This is a genomic window from Kitasatospora sp. NPDC048715, from assembly GCF_043198905.1.
In the GTDB taxonomy this organism is placed as follows: Bacteria; Actinomycetota; Actinomycetes; order Streptomycetales; family Streptomycetaceae; genus Kitasatospora; species Kitasatospora lactacystinica.
In genome coordinates, this window is the sequence record NZ_JBICVH010000023.1 from 81,725 (window position 1) to 106,708 (window position 24,984).

Genomic DNA, 24,984 nt, shown 5'->3' on the forward strand with positions numbered 1-24,984 from the left:
CCTGCGGCCGGAACCGCACACCCGTCCAAGACCGGGAAGTTCTGGCACTTATGATCGGGAGTTATGGAACTGCGGCAGCTCCAGTACTTCGTCACCGTCGCCCAGCACGGCAGCTTCACCCGGGCCGCGCGGCTGCTGCACCTCACCCAGCCCGGGGTGAGCTCCCAGATCCGGCAGCTGGAACGGGAGCTGGGCCACCCGCTGCTCGACCGCTCGGGCCGCACCGTACGGCTCACCCCGGTCGGCGAGGCGGTGCTGCCGCACGCCCGGGCCGCGCTCGCCTCCGCGGCCGCGGCCCGCCGCGCGGCCCAGGAATTCGGCGGGCTGCGGCGCGGACACGTGCGCCTGGGCATGGTCGCCGGGGCGGCCCTGACCCCGCCGTCCGAGCTGGGGACCTTCCCGGGGCTCGCCACCACGCTCGCGGCGTTCCGCCAGGAGCACCCCGGCATCGACTTCTCGCTCACCGAGGACACCACCGCGCGGATGCTCTCCGCGCTGCGCGACGGCCGGCTGGACCTCGCCGTCGTCGGCCTGCCCACCCCGGGGAACGGGCGGGAGGGCGACGACGGCGGGTCGTCGCTGAGCGGGCTGGCGCTGCACACGGTGCTGGAGGTCCCGCTGGTCGCTGCCTGTCCGGTGGACCATCCGCTCGCGGACGCCTCGGGGGCGGGACCCGCCTCGGGCGCGGGCTCCGTCAACGGCGCGGGCTCCGCCGGGGGCTCGGGAAGCGGGGCCGGTGTTGCCGCCCCCGGCCGGGACGCGCTGCCGGTCGCGGCGCTCGCCGGACACCCCCTGGTGAGCACCCCGCGCGGCACCGGCCTGCGCACGGCGCTGGAGCGCGCCCTGGCCGAGGCCGGCGTCGAGGCGACGGTCGGCGTCGAGGCGGCCGCGCCACCACAGTTGGCCGAGCTCGCCGCGCACGGCCTGGGCGTGGCCGTGTTGCCGGACCCGGGCCCGCTGCCCGGTCTGCGGGTGCGTCCGCTGACCGATCCCGTCCCCCGGGTCCGGATCGCGCTCGCCTGGCCGACCGGACAGCCCTCCTCGCCGCCGACCGCCGCCCTGGTGGCCCACCTGCGGCGGGCCTACCCCGGGCCGGCGGCCGCTCAGGCTCCGGCCGTCACCGCCGCGCCGTCGGTGATGTGCAGCAGCGCGGCCGCGCCGTCGAGCACCTCCCGGTCGAGCGGGAAGTAGCCCTGTCGCGGGACGGTGTCGGTGCGGGTACGGGCGTCGGCCGGCAGCGCGGTGTCCGTCAGCTCCCAGGCCGCACCGCGTCCCCGCAGGTGGGCCTCGTACGTCCCCGGCGCCGGCTCGGCCAGTCCGATCGCCTCGCTGCGCCCCAGGCTCCCGGCGACGAAGGCGTAGCGCTCGCCCAGCAGCGTGCCGACGGTGTGGCCCGCGCCGGTCCACCGGCAGTCCAGCTCGCCCAGCGCCCAGGCGCTCGGGTTCCGCTGCACGTGCCGGTTGTGGGCGAAGAGCAGGGTCGGTCCGCGCCGGGCCTCGATCTCGCGGATGTCGAGGAGGTTCTGCGCCATCAGCGCGTCCCGCACGCCGAGCAGGGCGCTGATCCGGGCGCTCGGGGTGCGGCCCCGGACCGCCGACTGGGCGTGGTAGCGCAGCAGTCCGATCCCGGCGGCCAGCCGGGCGCGGGCCTCGTACCATTCGGCCGGCGAGGTCGATCCGATCAATTCCGGTGCCCGCATGTGGAGTTGGAGGAGAAGGTCGTCGGCGAGGCAGCGCAGCCGGGCGGCGTCGGCGGTGTCGCCCGGCGACTGGGCCGGGTCCGTCACCGCCTCCGTACGGCTCCAGCGCTCGTCCTCACCCGCCGCACCGGCGACGTCGAGATCGAGCCCCAGGTAGTCACGGGCGTGTTCGAGGTAGCGGCGCGGGCTGGGGGCGCTGGTGTTCTCGGTCGGGATGTCGAAGCCGTGGAGGGCCAGCCGCTCCCCGGACGGCCGCTGCCGGTTGAACTCCCGCATCCAGGCGACGAGTCGGCGGTTGGGGACGAGTTCCCCGAAGCCGTGCGTGAAGCCCTTCCGCATCGCCGATTCGAGAGTGCCGACACCCTCCCGGACGTAGGCGTCCACGGCGAGGGCGGCCACCCGGTCGGTCTCCAGGGCGATCGACCGGAAGCCCCGGTCGACCAGCCCGGCGAACAGCTCGTTGCGGACCAGCCCGAACGCCGGCTCCTGGTGCGTCGGCTCGCCCAGCCCCAGAAGCTCGCACGCGGGAGTGATGAAGTCATACACGTCCTGGTTCATGGACCTCAAGCGTATCCTTGAAGGAACGGTTGAGACTTTTCCCGCTTCTGCCGCCAGGCCGCCGACGAAAGCCTCAAACAGCCCGAACGGTCGATCGGCTTCGCACACCCCGCCTCACCCGGCCCCACCTCACCCCACCCGACCCGGAACGGGAGACGACCGGACGACCATGCGACCCTCCGACCTCGCGCGCGAGCACGGCATCTCGACCCAGGCGATCCGCAACTACGAGCGCGACGGCTGCCTCCCGCCCGTCGAACGCACGCCCACCGGATACCGGATCTACACCGAGTTGCACGCCGCCGCCCTGCGCGCCTACCTCGCCCTCGTCCCGGCGTACGGGTACGCGACCGCGGGCTCGGTCATGACCGCCGTCCACGCCGACCGGATCGGCGAAGCCCTCACCGAACTCGACCGGGGCCACGCCCAGTTGCTGCGCGACCGGGAGACCCTCGCCGCCGTCCGCGAGGCCGTCGGCCACCTGACCGGCGGCGCCGCCGCCGGAACCGGGCTCCCCGCAGCGCCCGGCCCCCGCTCCGTCGGCGAGGTCGCACACCGACTCGGCGTCACCCCCGCGACCCTGCGGGCCTGGGAGGCCGCCGGCATCCTCACCCCGGCCCGGGACCGCACCACCGGCCACCGCCGCTACCTCCCCGCCGACGTCCGGGACGCCGAACTCGCCCACCTGCTCCGCCGGGGCGGCTACCTGCTGGACCACATCGCCACCGTGCTGCGGCAGATCCGCACCGCGGGCGGCACCGGCGAGCTCGCCGCCGCCCTGGACGGCTGGCAACAGCGCCTGACCACCCGGGGCCTGGCGATGCTCACCGCCTCCGCCCGCCTCGACGACTACCTGGGGCTGCGCACCGGAACGCCCCGACCGGCTTGACCTCAAGGCCACTTGAGGTGCCAGAGTGATCCACATGAACACCGAAGCAGCAGTTGACGCGCAGGCCGCCCCCGAGGCGGACATCCAGGCCATCGAACGGGTCGTGGCCGCCGTCGAACGCGCCCAGCGCGCCAAGGACCCGGACGCGTTCCTCGCACTGTTCCACCCCGAGGCGATCTGGACCACCGCGCACGGCAAGGTCCTCCTCGGCCTGGACGCGATCGCCGAGTTCACCCGTGCCGTGCTGCCCGCCGCGACCTGGGACGGCGACGTCACGTACGAGCCGGTGCACATCCAGTTCCTTCGCCCCGACGTGGCCGCCGTCAAGGTCCGCCAGGTCTACCGGTCGCCGGAGGGGGACTCGGAGGGCGCACCGCTGTACGTCATGACCAGGCAGGACGACGGTCGGTGGCTGCTGCACGCCTGCCAGAACACCGGCGTGCTCGCCGAATAGCCACCGGGCCCGTCGCAGTCCGCCCCTGCCCGTCCCCACCCGTCCCGCCGGACGCCGGCGCCGCGCCCCGGGTCGGCCGGCCCGGCCCGTCCGGCCCGGCTCAGCCGACCCGGGTGAGCCGGGCGGTGCGGGCGCCGGCGCCGTCCGCGAGCGCGACCGGCTGCTCCTGGTCCGCGCGTTCGGGGCCGGCGAGCAGGATGGAGCGCTGGAGCCGCCGCAGCGCCGCGGACGGCTCCATGCCCAACTCCCTCACCAGGGTGTTCCGCAGGCGCTGGTAGGCCTCAAGCGCCTCGCCCCGCCGGCCGGAGCGGTGCAACGCGATCATGTACTGGCCGTGCAGGCTCTCGTGGGTGCGGTAACGGTCGATCAGGACGGTGAGTTCGGCGAGCAGCACCCGGTGCCGGCCGAGTCGCAGGTCGGCCTCGATCCGCTGGTCCAGTGCGCAGAGCCTGATCTCCTCCAACCGTCTGGCCTCGACGGCGAGTTGGCCGCCGACCGGGACATCGGCGAAGGCCGGGCCGCGCCACAGCGCGAGCGCGTCGGCCAACTGGCGGGCGGCGAGCGGGAAGTCGCCCCCGTCCATGGCGCGGTAGCCGTGCCCGGCGAGGCGGTCGAACTCCTGGAGGTCGACCAGTCCGCCGCCGCTGTTCAGCATGTAGCCGCCGGCCGAGGTGACCAGGACGTCCTTCGCGCAGGAGGCCCCCGGGCCGCCGTCGCCCTGGGCGAGCGCCCGGTCGATGAGGTCGCGCAGTTGGAGCACATAGGTCTGCACGGTGGTGCGGGCACTGCGTGGCGGGCGGCCGGACCACAGCTCCTCGGCGAGGACTCCCGCCGGCACGACCTGATCGGCCCGTAACGCCAGCAGGGCGAGCACCTGCCGCGGCTTCGGCGCCGACGGCACCACCGACGCCCCGCACAGTCGGACCCCCAAGGACCCCAGCACCCGGATCTCCACGACGACCACCCCATATCCAGACGGATCGGCGGCCCCGACGGCCGCCGGCCGGGCGGGTGCTCCGCTGCTCACCGTCCACGCAGGTCCGCTGGAAGGTCGGTCGAGCACCCGACGCCCATCCAAAAACAGGACAGACGGTTTGTCAATACAAAACCGAACGCGCTGTTTGTTTTTGGGCGGAGCAATCCCCACTGTAACCGGACGCCGGGCCGCCCGTCCGACCCCGAACCGCTTCGGACGAGGCCCGCACGGACCACCCGGGCCGTCCCGAGCGCCCGACTCAGGAGGGTCCGACGCCGGCCGCACCCGCCCCGTCCGGACCATCCGCCCGGTCCGCCCCGGCCGGGCCGGACTCCGCCACCCGGGCCGCCGCGAGCTCCGCGACCACCCGGGCGCCCCGGTCCACCGCGAGGTCGAGCGTGGCCAGCACCCCGGGCACCGCGATACTGGGCATCACATGCTGGTACAGCGCGGAGATCCGGCGCTCCAGATCCGCCCGGCCGGACATCTTCTGGGACTGGATCTGCACCCCCGTCCAGGCCCCGGTGACCAGCCACGCCGTCTCGGCGGGCACCACCTGGGGCAGCAGCTCACCGCGCCGGCCCGCCGTTTCCAGCACGCTCTCGGCCCGCTGGATCCAGCCGGGCGCCGCACCGCCGCTGAAGTCTCCGAACACGTCCTGGCCGAGGGAGAGCCGCGCGCCCGCGCTCAGGACCGGGTCGCGCGGCATGAGGTGGGCGACCACCATCCCGAGGTCCACGAACTCCTGGAGCTTGCACTGCCGTTCGGGGATCTCGTCCCGGCCGAACTGCTCCTCCACGACCCCCTGGGCGAGCTCCCGCTTGGAGGCGAAGTGGAAGTACACCGCGCCGCGGGTCACCCCGGCGCGGGCCACGACCTCGCCGATCGTCGCCCCCTCGTACCCGTACTCGTCGAAGACCGACGCCGCCGCCTCCAGGATCAGCCGACGCGTCCGGACCGCTCGCTCCTGTCGCACCACCGCAACCACCCCACCCGAAACGCTCGGCAAACAAAACCAAACACCCCGTATCTTACCTGCCGCGGTCGACGGGGGTCCCTGCATCCCAGGTCACATAGGGCCGTCCTCAAGCGGACTAAAACCGCGTGGACGGTATGGGACGAACAGATGGCCGACATCTCGCCGCCAGCCCCCATATCCGGAGCAACAGCTCCCACTTGTGCCCGGGGGGACGACGAACGATCCAGTCATAGCAATGCACCTGACAACTTTGGCCATCGACATTCCCACAGGTCAAGCAGGCCCATTCGGTGAACCTGATCTCGGGGCGGCGACCGGCACACACCCACCGTGCCCGACCGAACACGCTCGGCCGCCGACGAACCTTTGTTCTGGCTCCTTGAAAACCAAACCGGTAGGTACGTATCTTACGAGCCCTGAGCAGCCCACCCCGCCCATCACGGCCTTTCGGAGCGCTCCCCATGACTCTGCTTGCCTTCCGCACGCCCGCCTCCGCCCTCGCCACCGGCCCGGACTCCCGGACGATCCCCGGCCCGGCCGCAGCGGCGGCCCCGGCGCCTCGCCTGACCAGCACCGTCGCCAAGGAGTACGTGCACCGGGCCTGCCACGCCGAGGTCTTCATCACCGGCAGCGAACAGCTGACCGACACCGCCTTCGCCGTCACCGCGCAGTGGCCGCGGGCGCACACCTTCTTCTGCACGCCGGACGGCACCCGGCACGACCCGATGCAAGCAGCTGAAACGATCCGCCAGGCCGGCCTCTACCTTGCCCACACCCGGTTCGGCGTACCGCTCGACCACAAGTTCATGATGTGGAACCTCGACTACACCACTCGGCCGCGGCAGTTGCCGATCGGAGCGGCGCCGACCGACCTCACCCTGGAGATCCAGCTCCTCGCCCAGCCGCGCCGCTCCGGCACCACGGTCGACTTCACACTGGAAACCGTCGTCCGACGGGGCGCCCAGCTCGCCGCCACCGGGTACGCCCGGTTCACCACCGTCCCGGACTCCACCTACCAGCGGCTGCGCCGGGGGCGCCAGGACGCCGAGCACCCCGCGGCGCCGACCGTGACCGCCGAGCCGCTCCCGCCGGCCCGGGTCGGCCGACTCCGCCCGAGCGACGTCGTCCTGACCCCGGCCGACGCCCCCGACAGCTGGCACCTCACTCCCGACTTCCGGCACCCGATCCTCTTCGACCACGCCAACGACCACATCCCCGGCATGGTCCTGCTGGAGGCGGCCCGGCAGGCGGCCAACGCCCTGAGCAGCCCGGTCACCGTGACCCCGGCCGCTGCGGCCACCACCTTCCACCGGTACGCCGAGCACGACGCGCCCACCACGATCACCGCCCGGCACACCCCCGGCGAGGAGCCGGACAGCCTCACCACCACCGTGACCGGCCACCAGCACGGCGAACCGATCTTCACCACCGTGCTCACCGGCCACCCGGACCACCGCTGACCCGACGGCCACCGCCGCGCCGACCGGGCAGCCGGTACGGCCCGAGCAGCGGTCCGCACCCGCCGCACCACCGGACGCACCCGCCACCCCGCCACGCGGACGGCCCGCCCGACCTTCCCGGTCCGGCGGGCCGTCCGCGTGCCGACGACGCTTGCCGGGGCGCGCCCCCTGGCACAGGGCGTTTCCCGCCCGTCGGCGACGACCGGAACATCCCGATTCCGGGCTGGCACCGGGGCGAACACCTGCGCAAGGATGTCAGCCCCTGATCCGCTGCCAACAGGAGCACGCCGTGAGCGAAGTCGCTTCGCAGCAGAACGAGTTGATAAGACTGACCGACCGACCCGGAACCGACGACGCCCCCGGCCGCGACGGGCGGACCGGCGGCCGGAACGTCCGGGTACGGGTGCTCGGACGGCACGCACCGGGCTCCCTCCTCGGACACGACTGGCTGGACTGCGAGATCACCGTCACCGCCGACTCGGTGCGCGGGCAGTTCGTCACGCTGGTGACCGACCGCCATCTCACCCAGTGGGAGACGGCTTTGGAGCGGCTGGGGCGCGGCGCCGCGGTCCGCTGGCTGGACGAGGAGCACGGCCCGGAACTGCGGATCGAGCCCGCGCGGCCGGGCGGGCTCTGGGTGACCGTCTCGGACGCGGAGGAATCGGGCGTCACGCTCCGGGTCGTCCTCTCCCCCGCACCGGACTGGCTGGACGAGCAGCGCGCGCTGCTCAAGCTCGTCCGGGAGGCCTATCCGGCCGAGGTGGTCGAGCTCGCCCCGGGACTCCACGCCTGGCGCGGAACCCCGGTGGAGGAGAGCTGATCATCCGTCATCCCCGAGTCCGTACTGGCCGTCCCAGCCGGCCGAGCGAACGGTCGGGCACGGTGAGGAGGAAGAGCAGGGCCGCGCCGCCGAGCATGAACAGCGCGAGGCGGTGCAGGCCGCCCGTGGTGGCACCGTGCGGGAAGAAGGCGGCGTTCGCGGCCGAGGCCGCCATCGCGCCGAGGTACATGAAGGTGCGCAGCAGCCCGGCCGCCGAGGCGATGGCGGCCGGGTCCGCCTGGTGGTAGAGGGCGGTCTGGGTGCCGAGCCCGATCAGCCCCTGCGAGACGCCCGCCAGCACACCGACCGCGATCAGCAGAGCACCCGGGCTGCTCGCGTGCACCGACAGCAGGGCGGCACAGGCCGCGATCTGGCAGGCGGAGCCGACCAGCAGCTTGCCGCGCACACCCGGACTGCGGCCGGTGGCCCCGGCGGCCGTGAGCGCGGTCAGCGACAGCGGCAGCAGCACCAGTCCGGCGGAGGCCGCCGACAGGCCGCGCCCCTCTTCCAGCCACTGGGTGTAGCCGTAGAGGAAGGCGTAGACGGAGGTGTAGCCGAGGACCTGGCGCAGGTAGGTGGCGATCAGCGGGCGGTTGCCCGCGAGCGACCGCAGGTCGATGAAGGGGGCGCGCGCCCGCCGCTCGCGGACGGCGAAGACGACGGCCGCCAGGACGGCGAGCACCGGCAGGTACCAGCGCGCCGGGTCGGGCCGCATCAGGAACAGCATCAGGGCGAGCAGCAGGACCGCGAACAGCGCGATCCCGGCATGGTCGAGGCGCTCCGGACGGTCGAGGCGGTCGCCGCGGCCGGCCCCGTCTCTGCCATCGGTCCCGTCTCTGCCGTCGGTCCCGTCCATGCCGTCCGGACGGCCGGAGCGGCGGTCGGTGACGGGCAGCCGGGCCGCGCCGAGCGCCAGACAGGCCAGTGACAGCGGGACGTTGACGGCGAAGACCGTCCGCCAGCCGCCCGCGCCGATCAGCAGACCTCCCAGAGTGGGGCCGACCACCGCGACGGTCTGGTTGGCGACGGCCAGCAGCGTCAGCACCCCGGTGGGGCTGGACTGCCCGGTCCGCTCGGCCTCGGTACGGGTCAGGTGCATCGCGGCCGGGTAGGCCGCGGAGGTGCCCAGGCCGAGCAGCACCCGGGCGGCGATCAGCAGTCCGAGCGTCGGGGCGAGCGCGCCGAGCAGTCCGGCGAGGCCGACCAGGGCCGTCCCGGCGAGGTAGAGCCGGCGCGGCCCGTGGGTGTCCACGAGCCTCCCGATCACCGGCTGGCCGACGGCGGTGGCCAGGTAGAGCGCGGTGACCAGCCAGGCCGTCTCGGCGGGCGGCGCGCCGAAGGCGGCGCCCACGGGCACCAGGGCCACCGCGATCATCGACGAGTTGATCGGGTTGAGCACCGATCCGAGCACCATCGGTGCGATCAGCCGGCGGTTGAACCCGCCCGCCGGAGCGGGCAGCCGGCGGCGGGCCCGGAGCCGGGCCAGCAGGGCGGACGGACCGGCCATCACCGGTTCAGCCGGTCCATCAGGGCCAGTGCCTCCAGTACGGTGGCGCGCTCGGCCTCGGTGTAGTGCTCCGCCATGGCCCGGGTCAGCCACTCCTGACGGGCCTGGCGGCTGTCCGCGACGTGGGCCAGGCCCGCCTCGGTGAGGCTGACCACCTGGCGGCGACCGTCCTCGGGGTCGGGGCGGCGACCGACCAGTCCGTGCTGTTCGAGCACGACGAGAGTGGCGGCCATCGACTGGGGACGGACCCGCTCGGCGGCGGCCAGCGCGCTCGCGGAGGCCGGACCGTCGTTGATCAGCCGACTGAGCACGGCGGTCTGGGAGGGGGTCAGGTCGCTGGTCCCGCTCGCCTCCCGCAGGGTGCGGCGCAGCCGGCTGAAGACGGCCCGCAGCTCGCGGGCGGCCAGTGCCGCGGTGTCGGGCGCCACGGCCTCGGCGGGGGCCTTACGGGCCGCGGCGGCCTGGGGGCCGGTTCGCTTCTCGGTCATGGTTCCACGGTAATTTCATCAGTCTGGACTGTCCAGTCTGGACTGAAGGATTTCCCGGGAACGGAGAGCCGGATAATGACGGCATGATCGACAATCAGCTCCGCGTCGTCCTCGCCGAGGATTCGGTGATCCTCCGGGACGGCATGGTCGAACTCCTCACCGCCCGTGGGTGCGCGGTGGTCGCCACCGCCGGTACGGCGCCCGAGCTGGTGGCCGCCGTCACCGAGCACCGGCCCGACGTGGCCGTGGTGGACATCCGGATGCCGCCCACCCACACCGACGAGGGCATCCGGGCCGCGGTGGAGATCCGGGCCGCCCTGCCCGAGGTCGGCATCCTGGTCTTCTCCCAGCACGTCGAGACCGTCTGGGCGGCCCGGCTGCTGGCGGCCGGCGCAGCGGGCATCGGGTACCTGCTCAAGGAGCGGGTGGCCCGGACCTCCGAGTTCGTGGACGCCCTGCACCGGGTCGCCGCGGGCGGCACGGCCCTCGACCCGGAGATCGTCAACGGCCTGATGCACGGCGGGCGGCGCAGCCGGGTGGACGCGCTCACCCCGCGCGAGCGGGAGGTGCTGGAGCTGATGGCGCAGGGGCACTCCAACCGCTCGATCGCCACGCTGCTGACGGTCTCGGAGCGGGCGGTGGAGAAGCATGTGGCCGCCGTGTTCGGCAAGTTCGACCTGCCCGCGACCGACGCCGACAACCGGCGGGTCAAGGCCGTGCTCGCCTACCTCGCGGAGAGCGGCGCCTCCTGAGTCGACGGACCCGGAACGGCGACGCCCCCAGGCCGGCGACCCCGAGGCCAGCAGCCCCGGAGGGCGATGGCCCCGAAGGCAATGCCCGTGCCCCCGTCAGAGCCGGCCGGGCAACTCGGCACCGACCACCGTCGGCCCACCGGGCGGGCTGTCCACCCGCAGCGTCCCGTCCACCGCCGCGAGCCGTTCGGCCAGGCCGGCCAGGCCGGTGCCCGCGCCGATCGCGGCGCCGCCGCGCCCGTCGTCGCGGACGGTCAGCCGGACCCTCCCGTCGGCCGCGGTCACGGTCAGCTCCGCCGACCGCGCGTCGCTGTGCTTGGCCACGTTGGTCAACAGCTCGGCCGCGCAGAAGTAGACGGCCCGCTCGATCACCTCCTCCGGACGCTCCCGCAGGTCCAGCCGGACGTCGACCGGCACCGGAGAGGTTGCGGTCAGCCCCGGCAGGGCCTGGGCCAACCCGCCGTCCAGTGCCACCGGGTGGATGCCCCGGGTCAGCCGGCGCAGGCCGACGATGGTGTCGTCGGTCTGCGCACGGGCCCGGTCGACCAGGGTGCGCAGGCGCCCGAGGTCGGGCCCGCCCGAACCGGCCGGTCCACCCGCGGAGGGAACACTCCCGGTGGGAACACCCTCGGTGGGAGCACCCCCGGCCGGTCCGCCCGCGGAGGGGACGCCCGCCGCCAGGACGTCGTCGACGAGTGACAGGGTGATGGCGAGCGCGACCAGCTGTGCCTGGGTGCCGTCGTGCAGGTCGCGTTCCAGGCGCCGCAGCCGGTCGGTGTTCTCGGCCAGCAGGGTGGCCCGGGCGTTCTCCAGCTGACGCACCCGCTGCTGCGAGCGCACCGGCCCGAGCAGGGCGCGGGCGAGCGTGCGGTCCGCTCCGCCGAGGGCGCGCACCGCGGCGGGGACGACGGCCAGCACCGCGAGGCCGATCGGGACCGCTCCCAGGTCCAGCAGGCCGATCGACCGCGGGCCCGGCTCCATCATCCGCACCCAGAGCGGAAAGCCCACCAGCCAGACGCTGCCGAGCGGCAGCACGACCACGGCGAGGAACCCGAGCACGCCCAGCGGCAACCGCAACACGAGGTAGAGCAGCGTCCGCCAGGCCACCGGGTCGGTCAGCATCGCCCGGCCCCGGGCGAACACCCCGGACGGGCGCGGCAACGGCGGCGGCGCGGGCACCTCCTCCCGGAGCAGCCGCCCGACCAGCCACCGGTGCAGCCCGCCGAGCCGCCTCGCCCCGAGCAGCGCGGCAGCCACGAACGGCAGGCCCAGCACGGTGAGCGAAAGCAGCGCCCCGGCGTAGAGGACCGCGACGGCGTACACCCCGCCGAGCACCCCGAGCGGCAACCCGAGCACCGCGAAGGCCAGTTCGCCGCCGCTCACCGACCGGTACCGCCACCGCTCAGCCACCGTCCACCTCACCGTTCACCCTCCGACCGGCCTCCAGCATCCACCAGGCACCTCCGGAGCCACCGCACCCACCTGCCCCTCAAACCGGACGGCCCTTCGAACCACCACGGCACCGACCCAGCGGCCCGCCCACCGTCGACGCCCGCCTCGGCCTCCCTCGTCTCACCGCCGTTCCCCGCCCGTCGACGCCACCGCCGAGCCGCCGACCGCCCACAGCCCCGTGCCCACGATCCCCGGTACCGTGAGCACCGCCGCGCCCAGCACCACCCGGGCGCAGGCCGCGCCCGGCACCACCGGGACCACCGAGCCCGTCACCGCCAGGCTGAACGCCCCCGACGCCACGGCCGCCACCGCCGCACCGAGCAGCACCCCGATCGCCGTGGTCAGGGCCGCCTCCACGGAGAGCATCCGCAACAGCTGCCGCCGCGTCGCCCCGACCAGGCGCAGCAGCGCGAACTCCCGGCGCCGCTCGGCGGTCAGCGCCACCAGGGTGTTGACCGTGGAGACCGCCGCGAAGCAGACCAGCAGTCCGAGCTCCATCTCGCGCAGCCAGATGTCGCTCTCCTTGGTGACGCTGGTCTCGGCACCCGTCGCCCGGGCCACGTGCTCCGCGGTGCTGGTCAGGGTCAGCATGGTGCCACAGAGCCCGACCAGCAGCGCGACCGGCACCACGGCCGAGGAGAGCCGGGCCGCGTAGCCGCGGAGGTTGGCGTCCGCCAGCCAGCCGGCCCTGGGCACGAGCGCCCGTGCCGGGGCGCCGAGCACGACCGCCAGGCCCTTCGCCGCCACCGGCCCCAGCAGTCCGACCGCGACCAGCAGCACCAGCGAGCCGAGCAGCGCGGCCTGCCCCGCCTTGTCCAGCTCTCCGGCCGGCCGGCTCGCGGCCAGTCGCAGCAGCAACCCGCCGCCGGCGAGCACCGCCACCCCGGCGAGCACCCGCAGCGCGCCCGTCCGCCGCGGCCCGCCCGCGCCCTCGGTCAGCGCGACGGCCGGGGCGGGCCGGGTGATCCGGCGGGCCGCGACCGCGGTGGCCGCCAGGCCGACCAGCAGGGCCACCCCGAACCCGACCAGCGCCGGCACCGGCGCCCCGGGTATGCGGAGCCCGGGTGCCGCCATGCCGCGCCGCTGGAGCGCGGCGAGGAAGGCCCGGGCCGCGAGGAAGCCCGCCAGGCCGCCCGGCACGGCCACCAGCAGGGCCGTCGCCACCACCTGCGCGCGCACCACCCGGCGGACCTGACGGGGCGTCGCCGCGACGGTGCGCAGCAGCGCCAGCTCCCGGTGCTGCTGGCGCAGCGTAAAGCCGAGCGCGTTGACCACGACGAACAGCGCGACCAGGACGGCGATCTCGCCGAACGCGCCGGCGATCAGCACCAGGCCCGGCCCGGACACCGTCGTCCGCGACACCGCGGCCGGTGCCGTGACCTGCGCGGCGACCAGCGACCCGAACAGCGTCACCGCCGCCACCGCCAGGAACAGCGCCGTTCCCAGCCCGGCGAAGGAGGCCGGGCGGCGGCGGATCTGCCCCGCCGAGAGGCTCAGCACGGGACTGCTCACGGCGCTCACCCGCCCAACCGGCTCAGCCGCTCGCCGACCTGCGCGGCCGTCGGCCTGATCAGCTCGTCCACCAGCAGGCCGTCGGCGAGCAGCAGCACCCGGTCCGCGTACCCGGCGCCGACCGGGTCGTGGGTGACCATCACACAGGTCTGTCCGTCGACGTCGACGCCGGCGCGCAGCAGGCCGAGGACCTCCTGCCCGGTGGCGCGGTCCAGTGCGCCGGTCGGCTCGTCGGCGAACAGCACCTCCGGCCGGGAGACCAGGGCCCGGGCTATCGCCACCCGCTGCTGCTGACCGCCCGACAGCTGCCCGGGCCGGTGCCGCTCGCGCCCGGCCAGCCCGACCCTGGCCAGCGCCTCCCGCACCGCGCCCCGCTCCGGCGGCCGCCCGGCCAGCCGCCCGGGCAGCTCGACGTTCTGCGCGACCGTCATCGCGGGCATCAGGTTGAAGGCCTGGAACACGAACCCCACCCGGGTGCGGCGCAGCTCCGCGAGCCGCCGTTCGGGCAGCCCGGACACCTCGGTGTCGCCCCACCGCACGGTGCCCCTGGTCGGGCGGTCCATCCCGGCCAGGCAGTGCAGCAGGGTGGTCTTGCCGGATCCCGACGGCCCCATCACCGCCGTGAACGTCCCCGGCGCGAAGCCCACCGACACCCCGCGCAGCGCCCGCACGGCCGCCGCGCCGCGCCCGTACTCCCGGTGCAGCTCGACCGCGCTCAGGGCCGCGCCCGTCATCCCGTCGTTCGCCGCCGTGGTGGCGGCTGTCGTCATCCCGTTCATGCCCTCCATCGTGGGCGTCCGGGGCCGGGAGATCGATTGTGCTGGCACCCGAATCCGGGGTTCGGAAAACCGAACCCCGCAGGTGGTGCTACGCCCCCTCGGGCCTCTTCCGCCCGTCCCCACCCCGCCTCCCGTCGAATCCGCCCGACGGGGAATCATGATCCGGTGACCATCGACCTGCTGCCCGACCGCGTCCTCCGGCTGCCCGCCCCGGGCCGCGAGCCGCACCGAGAGGAGCCGTTCTCCTCCGGCTCCCTCCCCCTCCCCCTCCCCGCCCCCGCAGAGCACGACGCACCGACCAAGCACTGCGCACCGACCAAGCACTGCGCACCGACCGAGCACGACGCACCCACCGAGCACGACGCACCCACCGAGGCCGCCGCATGATCCCCCTCCCGACCGGCACCGCCACCGGTCCGCACGACGCCGCCTACCTGCCCCGCCGCCGGCTGTCCCCGCGCCCGGCCGAGCGACCGATCACCGCACCGGTCCCCAAGCTCGGCGGCGAGCCGTACTGGCTGGCCGAGCCCACCTGGCCGCTCGACCCCACCACCGGCGAACCGCTGGTGTTCATCGGGCAGTTCCCCGTCCCGGGCGAGCCCGGCCGGCTGGCGTACCTCTTCCTGGAGGAGGAGGGCGAGATCATGGGCGGCCTCGACCCGGAGCGGGGCGACGGCCTGCTGCTCGTCCAGCCGGGCGGGCGCATCCCGCCGTTCGCCGTGATCGGCCCGCCCGGTACCCAGGGCCGTACGCTCTGGCGCTGCGAGGCCGACGGCGAGCGGACCCCCGTCGAGTACCACCTGGACGTGGTGCCGCTGTCGGACCACGTCGACCGGGCGATGGACCAGCGGGCCGCCTTCCAGCGGTACCGGCGCGACGAAGGCCCCGAGGTGCCCTTCCCGGACGGCGACCACGTGTACGACCACCTCGGCGGAGACCCGTCCTACGCGAACGGCCGGGCCCGGGTCCCGGCGCCCTGGCAGTACCTCTTCGCCCTCGCGGACGCCCCGGACGAGGGCGATCCGTACTTCCTCAACTTCGGTTACGGCAACGGCTTCGGCTTCCTCAGCCCGGACGGCCTGGAGGGCCGGTTCTTCTGGGAGGCGTCGTAGCCGGGCCCGCCCCTCCGCCTCCCCCTCCTTCACCCACCCACCCCCACCCACGGGAGTCACCATGACCACCACCCCTCTGACCGTCGCCGTCCTCGGGCCGGGCGGCGTCGGCGGACTGATCGGCGGGCTGCTCGCCCGCGACGGCCACCGGGTCGTCTGCCTGGCCGGCGAGGAGACCGCGGCCGCCGTCCGGCGGGACGGACTGCACGTCCGCAGCGGCCGGTTCGGCGATTTCACCGCCCGGGTGGAGGCCGCGACCGAGCTGTGCGAGCCGGTCGACGCGGCCTTCGTGACGGTCAAGGAGACGGCGCTGGCCGCCGCCCTCGACCGGATGCCCCCGGAGGTGCTCGACACCGGGATCGTGGTGCCGCTGCTGAACGGCCTGGACCACATGGCGTTGCTGCGCGAACGCTACCCGGCCGGGCGCGTGGTGGCCGGCACGATCCGGGTCGAGGCCACCCGGACGGCGCCCGGGAGGATCGAGCACACCAGTCCGTTCGCCGCCGTCGAGCTCGGCGCGACCGCCGAACCGGCCTCCCCCGTGGCCGGGTTCGCCGAACGGCTGCGCCACACCGGGCTGGACGTGACGCTGCGCGAGGACGAGACGGCGATGCTGTGGGGCAAGCTCTCCTTCCTCGCCCCGTTCGCCCTGCTCACCACCCGCCACGCGAGCGGGATCGGCGCCGTTCGCACCGAGCACCGGGCCGAACTCCTCGCGGTGCTGGACGAGATCACCGCCGTCACCCGGGCGGTCGGCGCGCCGGCGGACGCCCAGGCGCTGCTCACCTCCTTCGACCGCCTCCCCGCGGCGATGAAGTCGTCGATGCAGCGCGACGTGGAGGCCGGCCGGGCGACCGAGCTGGACGCCATCGGCGGCGCCGTGCTGCGGGCGGCCGACGCCCACGCCGTGGCCGCCCCGACCATCGCCCGCCTGGTGCGCGAGCTGTCCGGGTCCGCCGACCGGTAGGACCGGGAGAGGTGTTCACCCCACGCACGGCGCCCGTGGGGTGAACGCCCGCTCGCCTGCCCTCACATGACGGAACCTCACCTTCCACGGTGAGCAAAGGCTTTCCCAACGGTTCACCCGGTCTTCCGGAACCTCCGCACGGCGGAACGGCGTTGATACGGCGGGAGGGATAGAGACATGACAAGGAAGCCGTACCGATTGGCCGCCACCACGCTCGCGCTGCTCCTCGCGGCCCCACTGTTCGCCGCGTGCGACGCCGACAAGGCCCTGGACTGCGGAAAGCGGGCGATCAGCCTCACCGGCGACGTCCAGGACCTCGCCGATTCGGCGATCAACGTGGGACAGATCACCGACGAGAGCCGCCGCAACCACACCGTCGAGGCCTTGCGGAAGGTCGCCGACGACGCCAAGAAGATCCGCCGGGACGGCGGGGACAAGATCGACCCCGCGGCCGACCGGCTGGCCAAGGCCGTCAACGACGCGATCGACCGGGTCTCCAAGGGCAAACAGCCCGACTTCAAGCCGATCACCGACGCCGCCGGCGACATCGGGAAGGCGTGCGCCGACTCCTGACACGCCGGCGCGCTTCCCGGTTCCCGCACGCCCGCCGCCCGCTCCATCGCGCTCCCGGCCCGGCACACAGCCCGGCCGGGAGCGCGATGGGCTTGCAGACCGTCGCGGACCCTGCCGCATCGCTCACGAGCGCCGGCCACCCGCGCCGCTGCCACGGCATGCGCAGGGCTCACCCGTTGACGGGACAGGGCATCCAGGACCGCCCCGCACCCGCTCCCACCCCGGCCGGCCCGACCACGCGCCCCTGACCACCGGACAGGCCCCTCTGAACACCCTCGCTTCGGCGTGTCGTCCGGCAAATGTGCCAGTGGCACAGGTCTGCCGAACGGACCACTCGCAGGAGGCCCGCAGAATCAACAGAACACCTTCAAATCAAGAGAGTTGACGCTCAGTCAGTTGTCATGTGGAGTGAACATGACGCTCTGGCCGGCGTCGGCGCCCCGGGGGATGGGGCCGGTCGGCCGTGGCTGCCATCGGCGCAAAGGGGGAGCATCCTGATGGCATACGCGAAGGGTTATGACGTCTCCGACTTCCAGTCGGGCATCCCGGGGGACGCGGAATTCGTCTTCATCAAGGCCACCGAAGGCGGCCACACCGGCCAGTCGGGGTACACCGACAAGCTCGCGGACGCCCGGGGGCGCGGGCTGGTGGTCGGGCACTACCACTTCCTGCACGCGGAGAACCCGGTCGACGGTGAGGTGGAGCACTTCTGCCGGGTCGTGGGGCAAGTGCCCGCGGGCGAGCTGCTGGTGCTGGACTTCGAGCCGTACGGACAGTCGGTCGGCGACGGCGACGCGACCGAGGCGAAGAACCGGTGGCTGGCGGCGGTCAAGCAGCGTTACCCGGACCGCCTGGTCGGGCTCTACACCAACCGGGACTACTGGTTCCGGACGGACGACAATGCCGGTGACTTCCTGTGGATAGCGGACTACGTGCCCGCGGGCTCGCCGCGGATCCAGGCGTCCTGGCGCTTCCACCAGTACAGCGACGACCCGCTCGACGCGGACGTGTTCAACGGCTCGCTGGACGAGTTGCGGGCGTGGGCCGGCGCCGGCCGGACCCCGGACCCCGAGCCTCCCGCGCCGACCCCGACCCCGGGGCCGCAGCAGCCCGACTGGCCGGGGCTCCAGCTGGTGCCCCGGGACCAGTGGGGCGCGCAGCCCTGGCGCGAGCCCAACGGTTCGATCCCGTACGCCGGTCCGCGCGCCGGAGTGAAGGTGCACTATCTCGGCACGGCGTACACCTTCGACAGCCACGACACCTGCCCGGCCTACGTACGGCGCCTCCAGGCCTCGCACATGGACGACGACGGCTGGTCGGACATCGGCTACAGCTTCGTGGTCTGCGAGCACGGCCACGTGTTCGAGGGCCGCGGGCTGAACCGGCGCAACAGCGCCAACGGCGACGTCCCGCTCAACGAGGCGCACTACGCGGTGTGCGGACTGGTCGGCGCCTCCGGCTCGACCGTGCCCACCCCGGACCAGCTCAACGGGCTGCGGGACGCGATCGAGTACTGCGAGCAGCAGGGCCCGGCGGGCCCGGAGATCAAGGGGCACCAGGACGGCTACTCGACCGACTGCCCCGGCCCGGCGCTGTACGCCTGGGTGACGTCGGGTGCGCCGCGCCCCTCCGGCACGGTGGTCACCCCGCCCCAACAACCCGCGCCCCAGCCGGACCCGACCCCGGCCCGGTACCGGAACAGCGTCGGCGGCCTGCCGTACGGCTACGGCGCCCACGGTCCGCAGGTCACCCTCGTCGGCGAGGCGCTGGTGGCGGCGGACTTCGGCTCGCACTACACCCAGGGCCCCGGCCCGGACTGGACCGACGCCGACACCCTCAACTACGCCGACTTCCAGCGCAGCCTGGGCTACTCCGGCGGGGACGCGGACGGCGTGCCCGGCGAGGCCTCGCTGCGCCGGCTGCTCGGCGGGGCCGTCCCGCTCGCCGAGGTGTCGAAGTCGAGGGTGGTCGCGGCGGCCCGTCAGGACCCGGACGCGGCCCAGGGCGCCACCACGTACCCGGACGAGGTGTACACGGTGGAGCGGGCGCTCGTCGCCGAGGGGCTGCTCGACCGGCAGTGGGCCGACGGCTCGTTCGGCACGAAGACCGTCGACGCCTACGCCGAGTTGCAGCGCCGGTACGGGTACAGCGGGCAGCAGGCGGACGGCATACCCGGCATCAACTCGCTTACCCGGCTCGGCCAGGCGCACGGCTTCACCGTCGTCGGCTGACACCGGCCGAGGAGGACAGATGTACCAACTCGCCCTGTCCCTGTGGCGCACGTGCGTGCCCTACATCGTCGCGTTCCTCGTGGTGCAGGCGGCGCGGCTCGGCATCCACCTGGACAACGCCTCCGTCACCTCCGCCCTGGTCACCGGCTTCGGTACGGTCTACTACGCCGCGTTCCGGTTCCTGGAGCACCGGTTCGGCGCGAGCTGGGGCTGGTTCCTGGGGGCCGCCCGGCCGCCGTCCTACCAGCCGCCGGCCCCCGTGCCCGCACCCGCACCCGCCGCACCTACGCCTGCGCCGTCCGCACCCGCACCCACGCCCGCACCCGTACCGGCGCCCGCACCAGCACCGGAGCCCACACCCACGCCCGCACCAGCACCCACGCCCGCGCCCGCGCCCGCAGCGACGCCGCCGGACCCCACGCCGGCCCGACCCGACTACCGGAACCTGCCCGAAGGCGGCTGACGGGCACCCGCACAAGGGTTGCGGACCACCATATTCCGCAACCCCGAAATCAGGCCCAGTAATACAATTAGCCTTTCACGTTCAGGTCTTGACGAATTGTCACCTGAATCTGAGACTGAGCCTGCCACCAATGCATCCGGATCCCATTCCACGGCCTCTTGATGCACGAAGTGAACGGAGGGGGAATTTGCCGACGACACCGACCTATCCGGGCGTCTACATCGAAGAGCTTCCCAGCGGCGTCCGTACCATCACCGCGGTGAGCACCTCGGTGACCGCCTTCGTCGGGGCCACCCGGCGCGGCCCGCTCGACCAGCCGGTCACCATCACCAGTTTCGCGGACTTCGAACGCCGTTTCGGCGGACTCGCGGATCAGAGCCCGGTCAGCTACGCCGTCCAGCAGTTCTTCCTCAACGGGGGCTCGGTCGGGGTCGTGGTCCGGGTCGCGGCGGCCGGCACCGGCGCCGCCGCGGGCGTCACGCTCAACTCGACGCAGTCCTCCACCGCCACCCCGGCCCTGGAGGTCACGGCCGTCGAGCCGGGACTCTGGGGCGGGGGGCTGCGGGTCGCCGTGGACTACCGGACGCCGACCCCGGCCGAGACCTTCAACCTCCAGGTCTTCGACACCTCCGGCGCCGTCCGGGAGTCCTTCGCGGACCTGTCGGTCCGGGCCGCCAGCCCCCGGTTCGCCGAGACGGTGGTGAACAGCGGCTCGACCGTCGTCCGGGTCAAGGTGCTCGCGGAGAGCCGGCCGGACCCGGTGGGCACCGTCTCCAAGCCCTTCGCGGCCACCCTGCCGGACCTCACCCACGAGATCCAGGTGAAGATCGCCGACGTCTCGCGGACCGTCAAGATCTACGACCCGGCCGCGGACGGCACCGCGCCGACCACCGTCCCCGAACTCGCCCTGCTGCTGGAGCGCAAGCTGCGGGCCCTGCCCGACGCCCCGGGCAAGCGGGCCTTCGCGGGCACCCGGGTGAGCGTGTTCGGGCGGCAGCTCCAGGTCGTCGCCGGCTCCACCGACCCGGCCGACGTGGTGCGCTTCCTCGGTGAGGCCGCCAACAACCTCGGGCTGGAGGGCTCGGTCAACCCGCCGGTCCTCGCCCTCGCCGGCGGCCAGGACGGAGCGGCCCCCGGCATGACCGACCTGATCGGCAGCGAGGCCGGCAAGACCGGCATCCAGGCCCTGCGCGACGTGCCGGACGTCAACCTGCTGGTGCTGCCGGAACTGGCGGGCTACGCCAGCGTGGACGACGCGGTCACGGTCGTCTCGGCCGCCCAGGCACTCTGCGCGGAGCAGCGGATGTTCCTGATCGTCGACTCGCCGCAGGCGTGGACGACTCTGGACGCCGCCCGGGCGGGCCTGTCCGCCTTCGACTCGGTGCGCAGCGACCACGCCGCGCTGTACTTCCCGCACCTGGAGCTGGTCGACCCGCTCACCGGCCGGCTGCGCAGCTTCCCGCCGTCGGGCACCATCGCCGGCGTGATGGCGCGCACCGACGGCCAGCGGGGCGTGTGGAAGGCGCCCGCGGGCACCGAGGCCGGACTGCCCGGGGTGCGCGCGCTGACCGTCCCGCTGACGGACCGGGAGAACGGCCTGCTGAACCCGCTCGCGGTGAACTGCCTGCGGACGTTCCCGGTGGTGGGCCCGGTGGCCTGGGGCGCGCGGACCATGGCGGGCGCCGACGCGCTCAGCTCGCAGTGGAAGTACGTCCCGGTGCGGCGCCTGGCGCTGATGCTGGAGGAGAGCCTCTACCGCGGCACCAAATGGGTCGTGTTCGAGCCCAACGACGAGCGGCTGTGGGCGCAGATCCGGCTGAACGTGGGCGCGTTCCTGCACTCGCTGTTCCAGCAGGGCGCGTTCCAGGGCACGTCGGCGCGCTCGGCCTATTTCGTCAAGTGCGACAAGGACACCACCACGCAGGACGACATCAATCGCGGTGTGGTGAACGTCGTGGTCGGATTCGCGCCCCTCAAGCCCGCGGAATTCGTGATCGTCAAGATCGAGCAGCTCGCCGGACAGTTCGAGGTTTAGGATCTCCATGGTCGAGTTCACCGTCAATCCGCACCGGTTCGATCCGTACAAGAATTTCAAGTTCCTGGTCGTCTGGGACGGTCGGGTCGTCGCCGGAATCAGCAAGATCAGCCCGCTCAAGCGCACCACCGAGGTGGTGAAGCACCGCAGCGGGGGCGATCCGAGCGCGCCGCGCAAGTCGCCGGGGCGCACCGACTTCGAGGCGGTCACCCTGGAGCGCGGGGTCACTCACGACCCGGAGTTCGACCGCTGGGCCAACAAGGTCTGGATGGTCGGCGCGGGCCGCGGGGCGGAGGTCTCGTTGCGGGACTTCCGCAAGGACCTGGTGATCCAGGTGCTCAACGAGGCCGGGCAGGTGGCGGTCGCCCACAAGCTGTACCGCGCCTGGCCGAGTGAGTACCAGGTGCTCGGCGAACTGGACGCCAACGCCAACGCGGTGGCGATCCAGAGCCTCAAGCTGGAAGTGGAGGGCTGGGAGCGGGACGAGGAGACGCCCGAACCGGAAGAGCCCTCGTTCCAGCAGCCGGCCTGAGCGGCCGACCGATGGAACTCGCAGGCGAGGCCGCCCTGTTGGCAGCCTGGGAGGCCGGGCTGGCGGCCGGCCGCACCGGGCGGGCCCTGCTGCTGCACGCCGTCGCCCGTCCGGGCGCCGGGACGGAGGAGCTGCTGGCCGTTCCGCTCGGCCATCGGGACGCCGAACTGTACGGCCTGCGCGCCGAGTTGTTCGGCGAACGGCTCAATGTGCGGGTCAGCTGCCCGAGTTGCGCGGAGGAGATGGAGTTCGCCTTCGACTCCGGGGAGGTGGTCGGTGCCGCGCGGCCGGCGGACGGCCCGCTGCGGGTGGAGCTGGACGGCTGGCAGGTCGGCTTCCGGCTGCCCACCCCCGGCGATCTGGCCGCCGCCGAACAGGCCCCCGCGGACCGGGCCAGGGCCGTGGTGCTGGAGCGGTGCGTGCTGATCGCCGAGCACGGCGGGGAGCCGGTCGCCGCCCGGCAGCTCCCCGAACCGGTCCAGCGGCGCGTGGCCGAGGCCGCCGCCGCAGCCGACCCCTGCGCCGACGTCCGGCTGCACCTCGGCTGCCCCGAGTGCGGCGAGCAGGCCCTCGCCGAGCTGGACATCGCCTCCTACCTCTGGGAGGAGCTGGACGACTGGGCCCGGGCGACCCTGCTCCATGTCCACCTCCTGGCCACCGCCTACGGCTGGAGCGAGGCGGAGATCCTGGCGCTCAGCCCACTGCGGCGCCGCTACTACCTGGAGCTGTGTGCAGATGCCTGACCACTTCGACCGCCTGGTGGCGAAGGGCGGCCCGGGCGGGGACCGGACCGGGGTACGGGTGCGCCCGCGCCTGCCGGGGCCGTTCGAACGGCTCGACGCGCTCGCTCCGGCGCCGCCGGTCGTGGACGAGGAGTCGTTCGGGCCGGGCCGCTCGGACGGACGACCCGTTCCCGTGCCACTCCCCCGGCCGCCGGCGGCTCCGCCCGCGGCGCCGGTCGAAAGGACGCTGCGGGCGGTGGTCGGTGAGGACAGGCCGGCTGTCGCACCCGTCCTTCCGCTGCCGCGCACGCCGCTGCTGATCGCGCCGCCGGTCACCCCCGGTGCCGCACCGGCCGTCGAGCCGGCGGTGCGGAGGGAGGCCGCCCGCCCGGCAGCCGTACCGACGCCCGTCACCGCACGGCACCTGGCGGCCGCCCCCGAGCCGCCGACCGCGGCACCGCCCGCACCGGCCCGGCCGGCCGCCGCACTGGCGTCCGTACGGCGGGCCGCCGGGGCAGCTGCTCCGGGCCAGGCGCACGGGACCGGGGCCCGACGCCGGCAGCGGCCGGTCGAGCGGGTGGTACAGGTCCGGATCGGGCGGGTCGAGGTCACGGCCGCCCGGAGCACCCCGGCCGGACCGCCCAAGCCGGCGGCCGCCCGCCCGGGCCCGGCCCTCGACCTGGACAAGTACCTCGACCGGGAGACCTCATGAGCGGGCGGGTGCGGCACATGACCGAGGGGACGGGCCCGTGAGCAACCACCTCGCGATCGCCACCGTGAGCGAGGCGCTGCGGCAGCTCATCACCCGAGCGCTCTCGCCCGACATCCCGTTCGCGGTCGAGGTCGGCGCCCGCAAGCCGCCGACCGAACCGCCCACCGACCCGACCATCACCGTCTTCCTCTACCAGGTCACGGCCAACGCCTCGCTGCGCAACCGCGACGCGCCCACCCGCGCGACGGACGGCACGGTGCTGGCCCGGCCGGCCGCCGCCCTGGACCTGCACTACCTGATCAGCTGTTACGGCGAGGAGTCCCAGCTGGTCGGCCAGCGGCTGCTCGGCTGCGTGGTCCGGGCACTGACCGAACAGCCGGTGCTGTCCCGGCAGTTGATCGAGGAGGCAGCCGCCCAGCCGTTCCTGGTGGGGACGGACCTGGCCGCCTCGCCGCAGCGGGTGCGCTTCACGCCCACGACGATGGACGTCGAGGAGCTGTCCAAGCTGTGGAGCACGCTGCTCCAGACGCCGTACGCGCTGTCCGTGACCTACCAGGCCGCCGCCGTCCTCGTGGAGGGCAGGGTCGATCCGGTGGCCGGCAAGCCGGTGCTGCGCCGTACCGTGCGGGCCGTGCCGTCCCGCGGGCCGGTCGTGGAGCGAGTGCTGTCCCGGCCCGCCGGGTCCCCCGGTGCTCCCGGGGAAGGGCCGGTGACCAAGGACCGGGAACTGGTGCTGGAGGGCACCGGCCTGCGCGCCGACCTGGTCGTGGCCCGGCTGGGCGAGCGGCGGGTGCCGGTCGACCCGGGCGGCGTCCGGGACGACCGGCTGGTGGTCGCCGTCCCGGAGGACCTGCCGCCCGGCGTGTACCCGGTGCAGGTGCTGCACGGACTGGCGCTGGACGGCAGGCCCGCCGCCGACCACCTCGCGCTGGAGTCCAACGCGCAGACCTTCGCCCGGCAGCCGCGGATCGACGGGCCGATCGGCACGGCGGACCGCGCCGACGGACCCTCCGGGGTCTCGGCCCGGCTGGACGTCCGGCTGGACCTGCCGCTCCGGGACGACCAGCAGGTCCTGCTGCTGCTGGACGAGTTGCACCCGCCCGCCGGGCGGCGCGGGGCGAGCCACCAGTTCCGCGCGCCCGCACCGCCGCAACCGCGCACCGACCCGTACGAGGTCCGGGTGCCGGTCGTCGGCGTGCGCCCGACCGCGTACCTGGCCCGGGTCCAGGTGGACGGCGTGCCCAGCGAATTGACGGTGTCGAGCGACGGATCGTTCAACGGTCCCGTCGTGGACCTGACGCACTGACCGCA

The 24,984-nt window shown here is 74.1% G+C and carries 25 protein-coding genes; 17 read left to right on the forward strand and 8 right to left on the reverse strand.

All coding sequences use genetic code 11. The features are described from left to right. Positions 1-63: 63 nt before the first annotated feature. Positions 64-1,191 (forward strand): LysR family transcriptional regulator, encoded by a 1,128-nt coding sequence (locus tag ACGFSC_RS36130; protein ID WP_359900855.1) that lies wholly within the window; start codon positions 64-66, stop codon positions 1,189-1,191. On the opposite strand, the gene ACGFSC_RS36135 is transcribed toward ACGFSC_RS36130, so the two are convergent. Further along, positions 1,104-2,258 carry an erythromycin esterase family protein gene (locus ACGFSC_RS36135; protein WP_359900852.1) on the reverse strand — a complete coding sequence of 385 codons (1,155 nt, stop codon included), beginning with the start codon at positions 2,256-2,258 and terminating at the stop codon, positions 1,104-1,106. The two genes, ACGFSC_RS36130 and ACGFSC_RS36135, sit on opposite strands and share 88 nt — an antisense overlap. Positions 2,259-2,427: 169 nt before the next feature. On the opposite strand from ACGFSC_RS36135, the gene ACGFSC_RS36140 reads away from it, so the two are divergent. Further along, positions 2,428-3,147, forward strand: a complete 720-nt coding sequence (locus ACGFSC_RS36140; RefSeq protein WP_359900849.1) for a TioE family transcriptional regulator — start codon at positions 2,428-2,430, stop codon at positions 3,145-3,147. 34 nt (positions 3,148-3,181) lie between these two features. Beyond that, on the forward strand, positions 3,182-3,601 hold the full coding sequence (locus ACGFSC_RS36145; RefSeq protein ID WP_359900846.1) for an SgcJ/EcaC family oxidoreductase: 420 nt from the start codon (positions 3,182-3,184) through the stop codon (positions 3,599-3,601). A gap of 100 nt (positions 3,602-3,701) precedes the next feature. Here ACGFSC_RS36145 and ACGFSC_RS36150 read toward each other — a convergent pair whose 3' ends face one another. Both ACGFSC_RS36150 and ACGFSC_RS36155 read right to left on the reverse strand, forming a co-directional pair. Next, positions 3,702-4,556 (reverse strand): AfsR/SARP family transcriptional regulator, encoded by an 855-nt coding sequence (locus ACGFSC_RS36150; RefSeq protein ID WP_359900894.1) that lies wholly within the window; start codon positions 4,554-4,556, stop codon positions 3,702-3,704. Positions 4,557-4,836: 280 nt separating this feature from the next. Beyond that, positions 4,837-5,553, reverse strand: coding sequence for a ScbR family autoregulator-binding transcription factor (locus ACGFSC_RS36155; RefSeq protein WP_359900843.1), 717 nt, complete (start codon positions 5,551-5,553; stop codon positions 4,837-4,839). A gap of 464 nt (positions 5,554-6,017) precedes the next feature. Between ACGFSC_RS36155 and ACGFSC_RS36160 the strand changes: the two genes are divergently transcribed. Continuing rightward, positions 6,018-7,016: a ScbA/BarX family gamma-butyrolactone biosynthesis protein gene (locus ACGFSC_RS36160; RefSeq protein ID WP_359900840.1), complete on the forward strand. Its 999-nt coding sequence runs from the start codon at positions 6,018-6,020 to the stop codon at positions 7,014-7,016. 289 nt (positions 7,017-7,305) lie between these two features. After that, positions 7,306-7,836, forward strand: coding sequence for a DUF5959 family protein (locus ACGFSC_RS36165; protein ID WP_359900837.1), 531 nt, complete (start codon positions 7,306-7,308; stop codon positions 7,834-7,836). Positions 7,837-7,843: 7 nt separating this feature from the next. On the opposite strand, the gene ACGFSC_RS36170 is transcribed toward ACGFSC_RS36165, so the two are convergent. Further along, the gene (locus ACGFSC_RS36170; protein WP_359900834.1) at positions 7,844-9,343 is read right to left on the reverse strand and encodes an MFS transporter; all 1,500 of its coding nucleotides are present in this window, start codon (positions 9,341-9,343) and stop codon (positions 7,844-7,846) included. Then, positions 9,343-9,831 (reverse strand): MarR family transcriptional regulator, encoded by a 489-nt coding sequence (locus tag ACGFSC_RS36175; protein WP_359900831.1) that lies wholly within the window; start codon positions 9,829-9,831, stop codon positions 9,343-9,345. The genes ACGFSC_RS36170 and ACGFSC_RS36175 overlap by 1 nt, the downstream gene beginning before the upstream one ends. Before the next feature lie 83 nt (positions 9,832-9,914). Between ACGFSC_RS36175 and ACGFSC_RS36180 the strand changes: the two genes are divergently transcribed. Then, positions 9,915-10,583, forward strand: coding sequence for a response regulator transcription factor (locus tag ACGFSC_RS36180; protein WP_359900828.1), 669 nt, complete (start codon positions 9,915-9,917; stop codon positions 10,581-10,583). A 96-nt stretch (positions 10,584-10,679) separates the two neighbouring features. On the opposite strand, the gene ACGFSC_RS36185 is transcribed toward ACGFSC_RS36180, so the two are convergent. From ACGFSC_RS36185 to ACGFSC_RS36195, 3 genes are all read right to left on the reverse strand, one after another. After that, positions 10,680-11,993 carry a sensor domain-containing protein gene (locus tag ACGFSC_RS36185; protein WP_359900826.1) on the reverse strand — a complete coding sequence of 438 codons (1,314 nt, stop codon included), beginning with the start codon at positions 11,991-11,993 and terminating at the stop codon, positions 10,680-10,682. A 162-nt stretch (positions 11,994-12,155) separates the two neighbouring features. Further along, the gene (locus ACGFSC_RS36190) at positions 12,156-13,547 is read right to left on the reverse strand and encodes an ABC transporter permease (RefSeq protein ID WP_359900823.1); all 1,392 of its coding nucleotides are present in this window, start codon (positions 13,545-13,547) and stop codon (positions 12,156-12,158) included. Between the two features lie 5 nt (positions 13,548-13,552). Beyond that, positions 13,553-14,317 (reverse strand): ABC transporter ATP-binding protein, encoded by a 765-nt coding sequence (locus tag ACGFSC_RS36195; protein ID WP_392864656.1) that lies wholly within the window; start codon positions 14,315-14,317, stop codon positions 13,553-13,555. 174 nt (positions 14,318-14,491) lie between these two features. Here ACGFSC_RS36195 and ACGFSC_RS36200 point away from each other — a divergent pair, with 174 nt between their 5' ends. The 11 genes from ACGFSC_RS36200 (at position 14,492) to ACGFSC_RS36250 (ending at position 24,979) form a co-directional block, all read left to right on the forward strand. Further along, positions 14,492-14,713: a hypothetical protein gene (locus ACGFSC_RS36200; protein WP_359900820.1), complete on the forward strand. Its 222-nt coding sequence runs from the start codon at positions 14,492-14,494 to the stop codon at positions 14,711-14,713. Continuing rightward, positions 14,710-15,438 (forward strand): hypothetical protein, encoded by a 729-nt coding sequence (locus ACGFSC_RS36205; protein WP_359900817.1) that lies wholly within the window; start codon positions 14,710-14,712, stop codon positions 15,436-15,438. The genes ACGFSC_RS36200 and ACGFSC_RS36205 overlap by 4 nt, the downstream gene beginning before the upstream one ends. 61 nt (positions 15,439-15,499) lie before the next feature. Continuing rightward, positions 15,500-16,405 carry a 2-dehydropantoate 2-reductase gene (locus ACGFSC_RS36210; RefSeq protein WP_359900814.1) on the forward strand — a complete coding sequence of 302 codons (906 nt, stop codon included), beginning with the start codon at positions 15,500-15,502 and terminating at the stop codon, positions 16,403-16,405. A gap of 177 nt (positions 16,406-16,582) precedes the next feature. Further along, positions 16,583-16,978 (forward strand): hypothetical protein, encoded by a 396-nt coding sequence (locus ACGFSC_RS36215; protein WP_359900812.1) that lies wholly within the window; start codon positions 16,583-16,585, stop codon positions 16,976-16,978. Between the two features lie 497 nt (positions 16,979-17,475). Next, positions 17,476-19,209: a peptidoglycan-binding protein gene (locus tag ACGFSC_RS36220; RefSeq protein WP_359900809.1), complete on the forward strand. Its 1,734-nt coding sequence runs from the start codon at positions 17,476-17,478 to the stop codon at positions 19,207-19,209. A gap of 19 nt (positions 19,210-19,228) precedes the next feature. Then, positions 19,229-19,672, forward strand: coding sequence for a hypothetical protein (locus tag ACGFSC_RS36225; RefSeq protein ID WP_359900807.1), 444 nt, complete (start codon positions 19,229-19,231; stop codon positions 19,670-19,672). A gap of 187 nt (positions 19,673-19,859) precedes the next feature. Continuing rightward, positions 19,860-21,707 (forward strand): phage tail sheath C-terminal domain-containing protein, encoded by a 1,848-nt coding sequence (locus ACGFSC_RS36230; protein WP_359900804.1) that lies wholly within the window; start codon positions 19,860-19,862, stop codon positions 21,705-21,707. Between the two features lie 7 nt (positions 21,708-21,714). Then, on the forward strand, positions 21,715-22,239 hold the full coding sequence (locus ACGFSC_RS36235; protein WP_049649365.1) for a phage tail protein: 525 nt from the start codon (positions 21,715-21,717) through the stop codon (positions 22,237-22,239). Positions 22,240-22,250: 11 nt separating this feature from the next. Then, the gene (locus tag ACGFSC_RS36240; protein ID WP_359900801.1) at positions 22,251-22,982 is read left to right on the forward strand and encodes a hypothetical protein; all 732 of its coding nucleotides are present in this window, start codon (positions 22,251-22,253) and stop codon (positions 22,980-22,982) included. Next, positions 22,975-23,673 (forward strand): hypothetical protein, encoded by a 699-nt coding sequence (locus ACGFSC_RS36245; RefSeq protein WP_359900798.1) that lies wholly within the window; start codon positions 22,975-22,977, stop codon positions 23,671-23,673. The genes ACGFSC_RS36240 and ACGFSC_RS36245 overlap by 8 nt, the downstream gene beginning before the upstream one ends. 37 nt (positions 23,674-23,710) lie before the next feature. Then, positions 23,711-24,979 carry a DUF4255 domain-containing protein gene (locus ACGFSC_RS36250; protein ID WP_359900795.1) on the forward strand — a complete coding sequence of 423 codons (1,269 nt, stop codon included), beginning with the start codon at positions 23,711-23,713 and terminating at the stop codon, positions 24,977-24,979. Positions 24,980-24,984 lie beyond the last annotated feature (5 nt).

Coding starts and splice junctions, on each gene's coding strand:
- ACGFSC_RS36130 (WP_359900855.1), top strand. CDS start 64: ATGGAACTGCGGCAGCTCCAGTACTTCGTCACCGTCGCCCAGCACGGC.
- ACGFSC_RS36135 (WP_359900852.1), bottom strand. CDS start 2,258: ATGAACCAGGACGTGTATGACTTCATCACTCCCGCGTGCGAGCTTCTG.
- ACGFSC_RS36140 (WP_359900849.1), top strand. CDS start 2,428: ATGCGACCCTCCGACCTCGCGCGCGAGCACGGCATCTCGACCCAGGCG.
- ACGFSC_RS36145 (WP_359900846.1), top strand. CDS start 3,182: ATGAACACCGAAGCAGCAGTTGACGCGCAGGCCGCCCCCGAGGCGGAC.
- ACGFSC_RS36160 (WP_359900840.1), top strand. CDS start 6,018: ATGACTCTGCTTGCCTTCCGCACGCCCGCCTCCGCCCTCGCCACCGGC.
- ACGFSC_RS36170 (WP_359900834.1), bottom strand. CDS start 9,343: ATGGCCGGTCCGTCCGCCCTGCTGGCCCGGCTCCGGGCCCGCCGCCGG.
- ACGFSC_RS36175 (WP_359900831.1), bottom strand. CDS start 9,831: ATGACCGAGAAGCGAACCGGCCCCCAGGCCGCCGCGGCCCGTAAGGCC.
- ACGFSC_RS36180 (WP_359900828.1), top strand. CDS start 9,915: ATGATCGACAATCAGCTCCGCGTCGTCCTCGCCGAGGATTCGGTGATC.
- ACGFSC_RS36195 (WP_392864656.1), bottom strand. CDS start 14,317: ATGACGACAGCCGCCACCACGGCGGCGAACGACGGGATGACGGGCGCG.
- ACGFSC_RS36205 (WP_359900817.1), top strand. CDS start 14,710: ATGATCCCCCTCCCGACCGGCACCGCCACCGGTCCGCACGACGCCGCC.
- ACGFSC_RS36210 (WP_359900814.1), top strand. CDS start 15,500: ATGACCACCACCCCTCTGACCGTCGCCGTCCTCGGGCCGGGCGGCGTC.
- ACGFSC_RS36215 (WP_359900812.1), top strand. CDS start 16,583: ATGACAAGGAAGCCGTACCGATTGGCCGCCACCACGCTCGCGCTGCTC.
- ACGFSC_RS36220 (WP_359900809.1), top strand. CDS start 17,476: ATGGCATACGCGAAGGGTTATGACGTCTCCGACTTCCAGTCGGGCATC.
- ACGFSC_RS36225 (WP_359900807.1), top strand. CDS start 19,229: ATGTACCAACTCGCCCTGTCCCTGTGGCGCACGTGCGTGCCCTACATC.
- ACGFSC_RS36235 (WP_049649365.1), top strand. CDS start 21,715: ATGGTCGAGTTCACCGTCAATCCGCACCGGTTCGATCCGTACAAGAAT.
- ACGFSC_RS36240 (WP_359900801.1), top strand. CDS start 22,251: ATGGAACTCGCAGGCGAGGCCGCCCTGTTGGCAGCCTGGGAGGCCGGG.
- ACGFSC_RS36245 (WP_359900798.1), top strand. CDS start 22,975: ATGCCTGACCACTTCGACCGCCTGGTGGCGAAGGGCGGCCCGGGCGGG.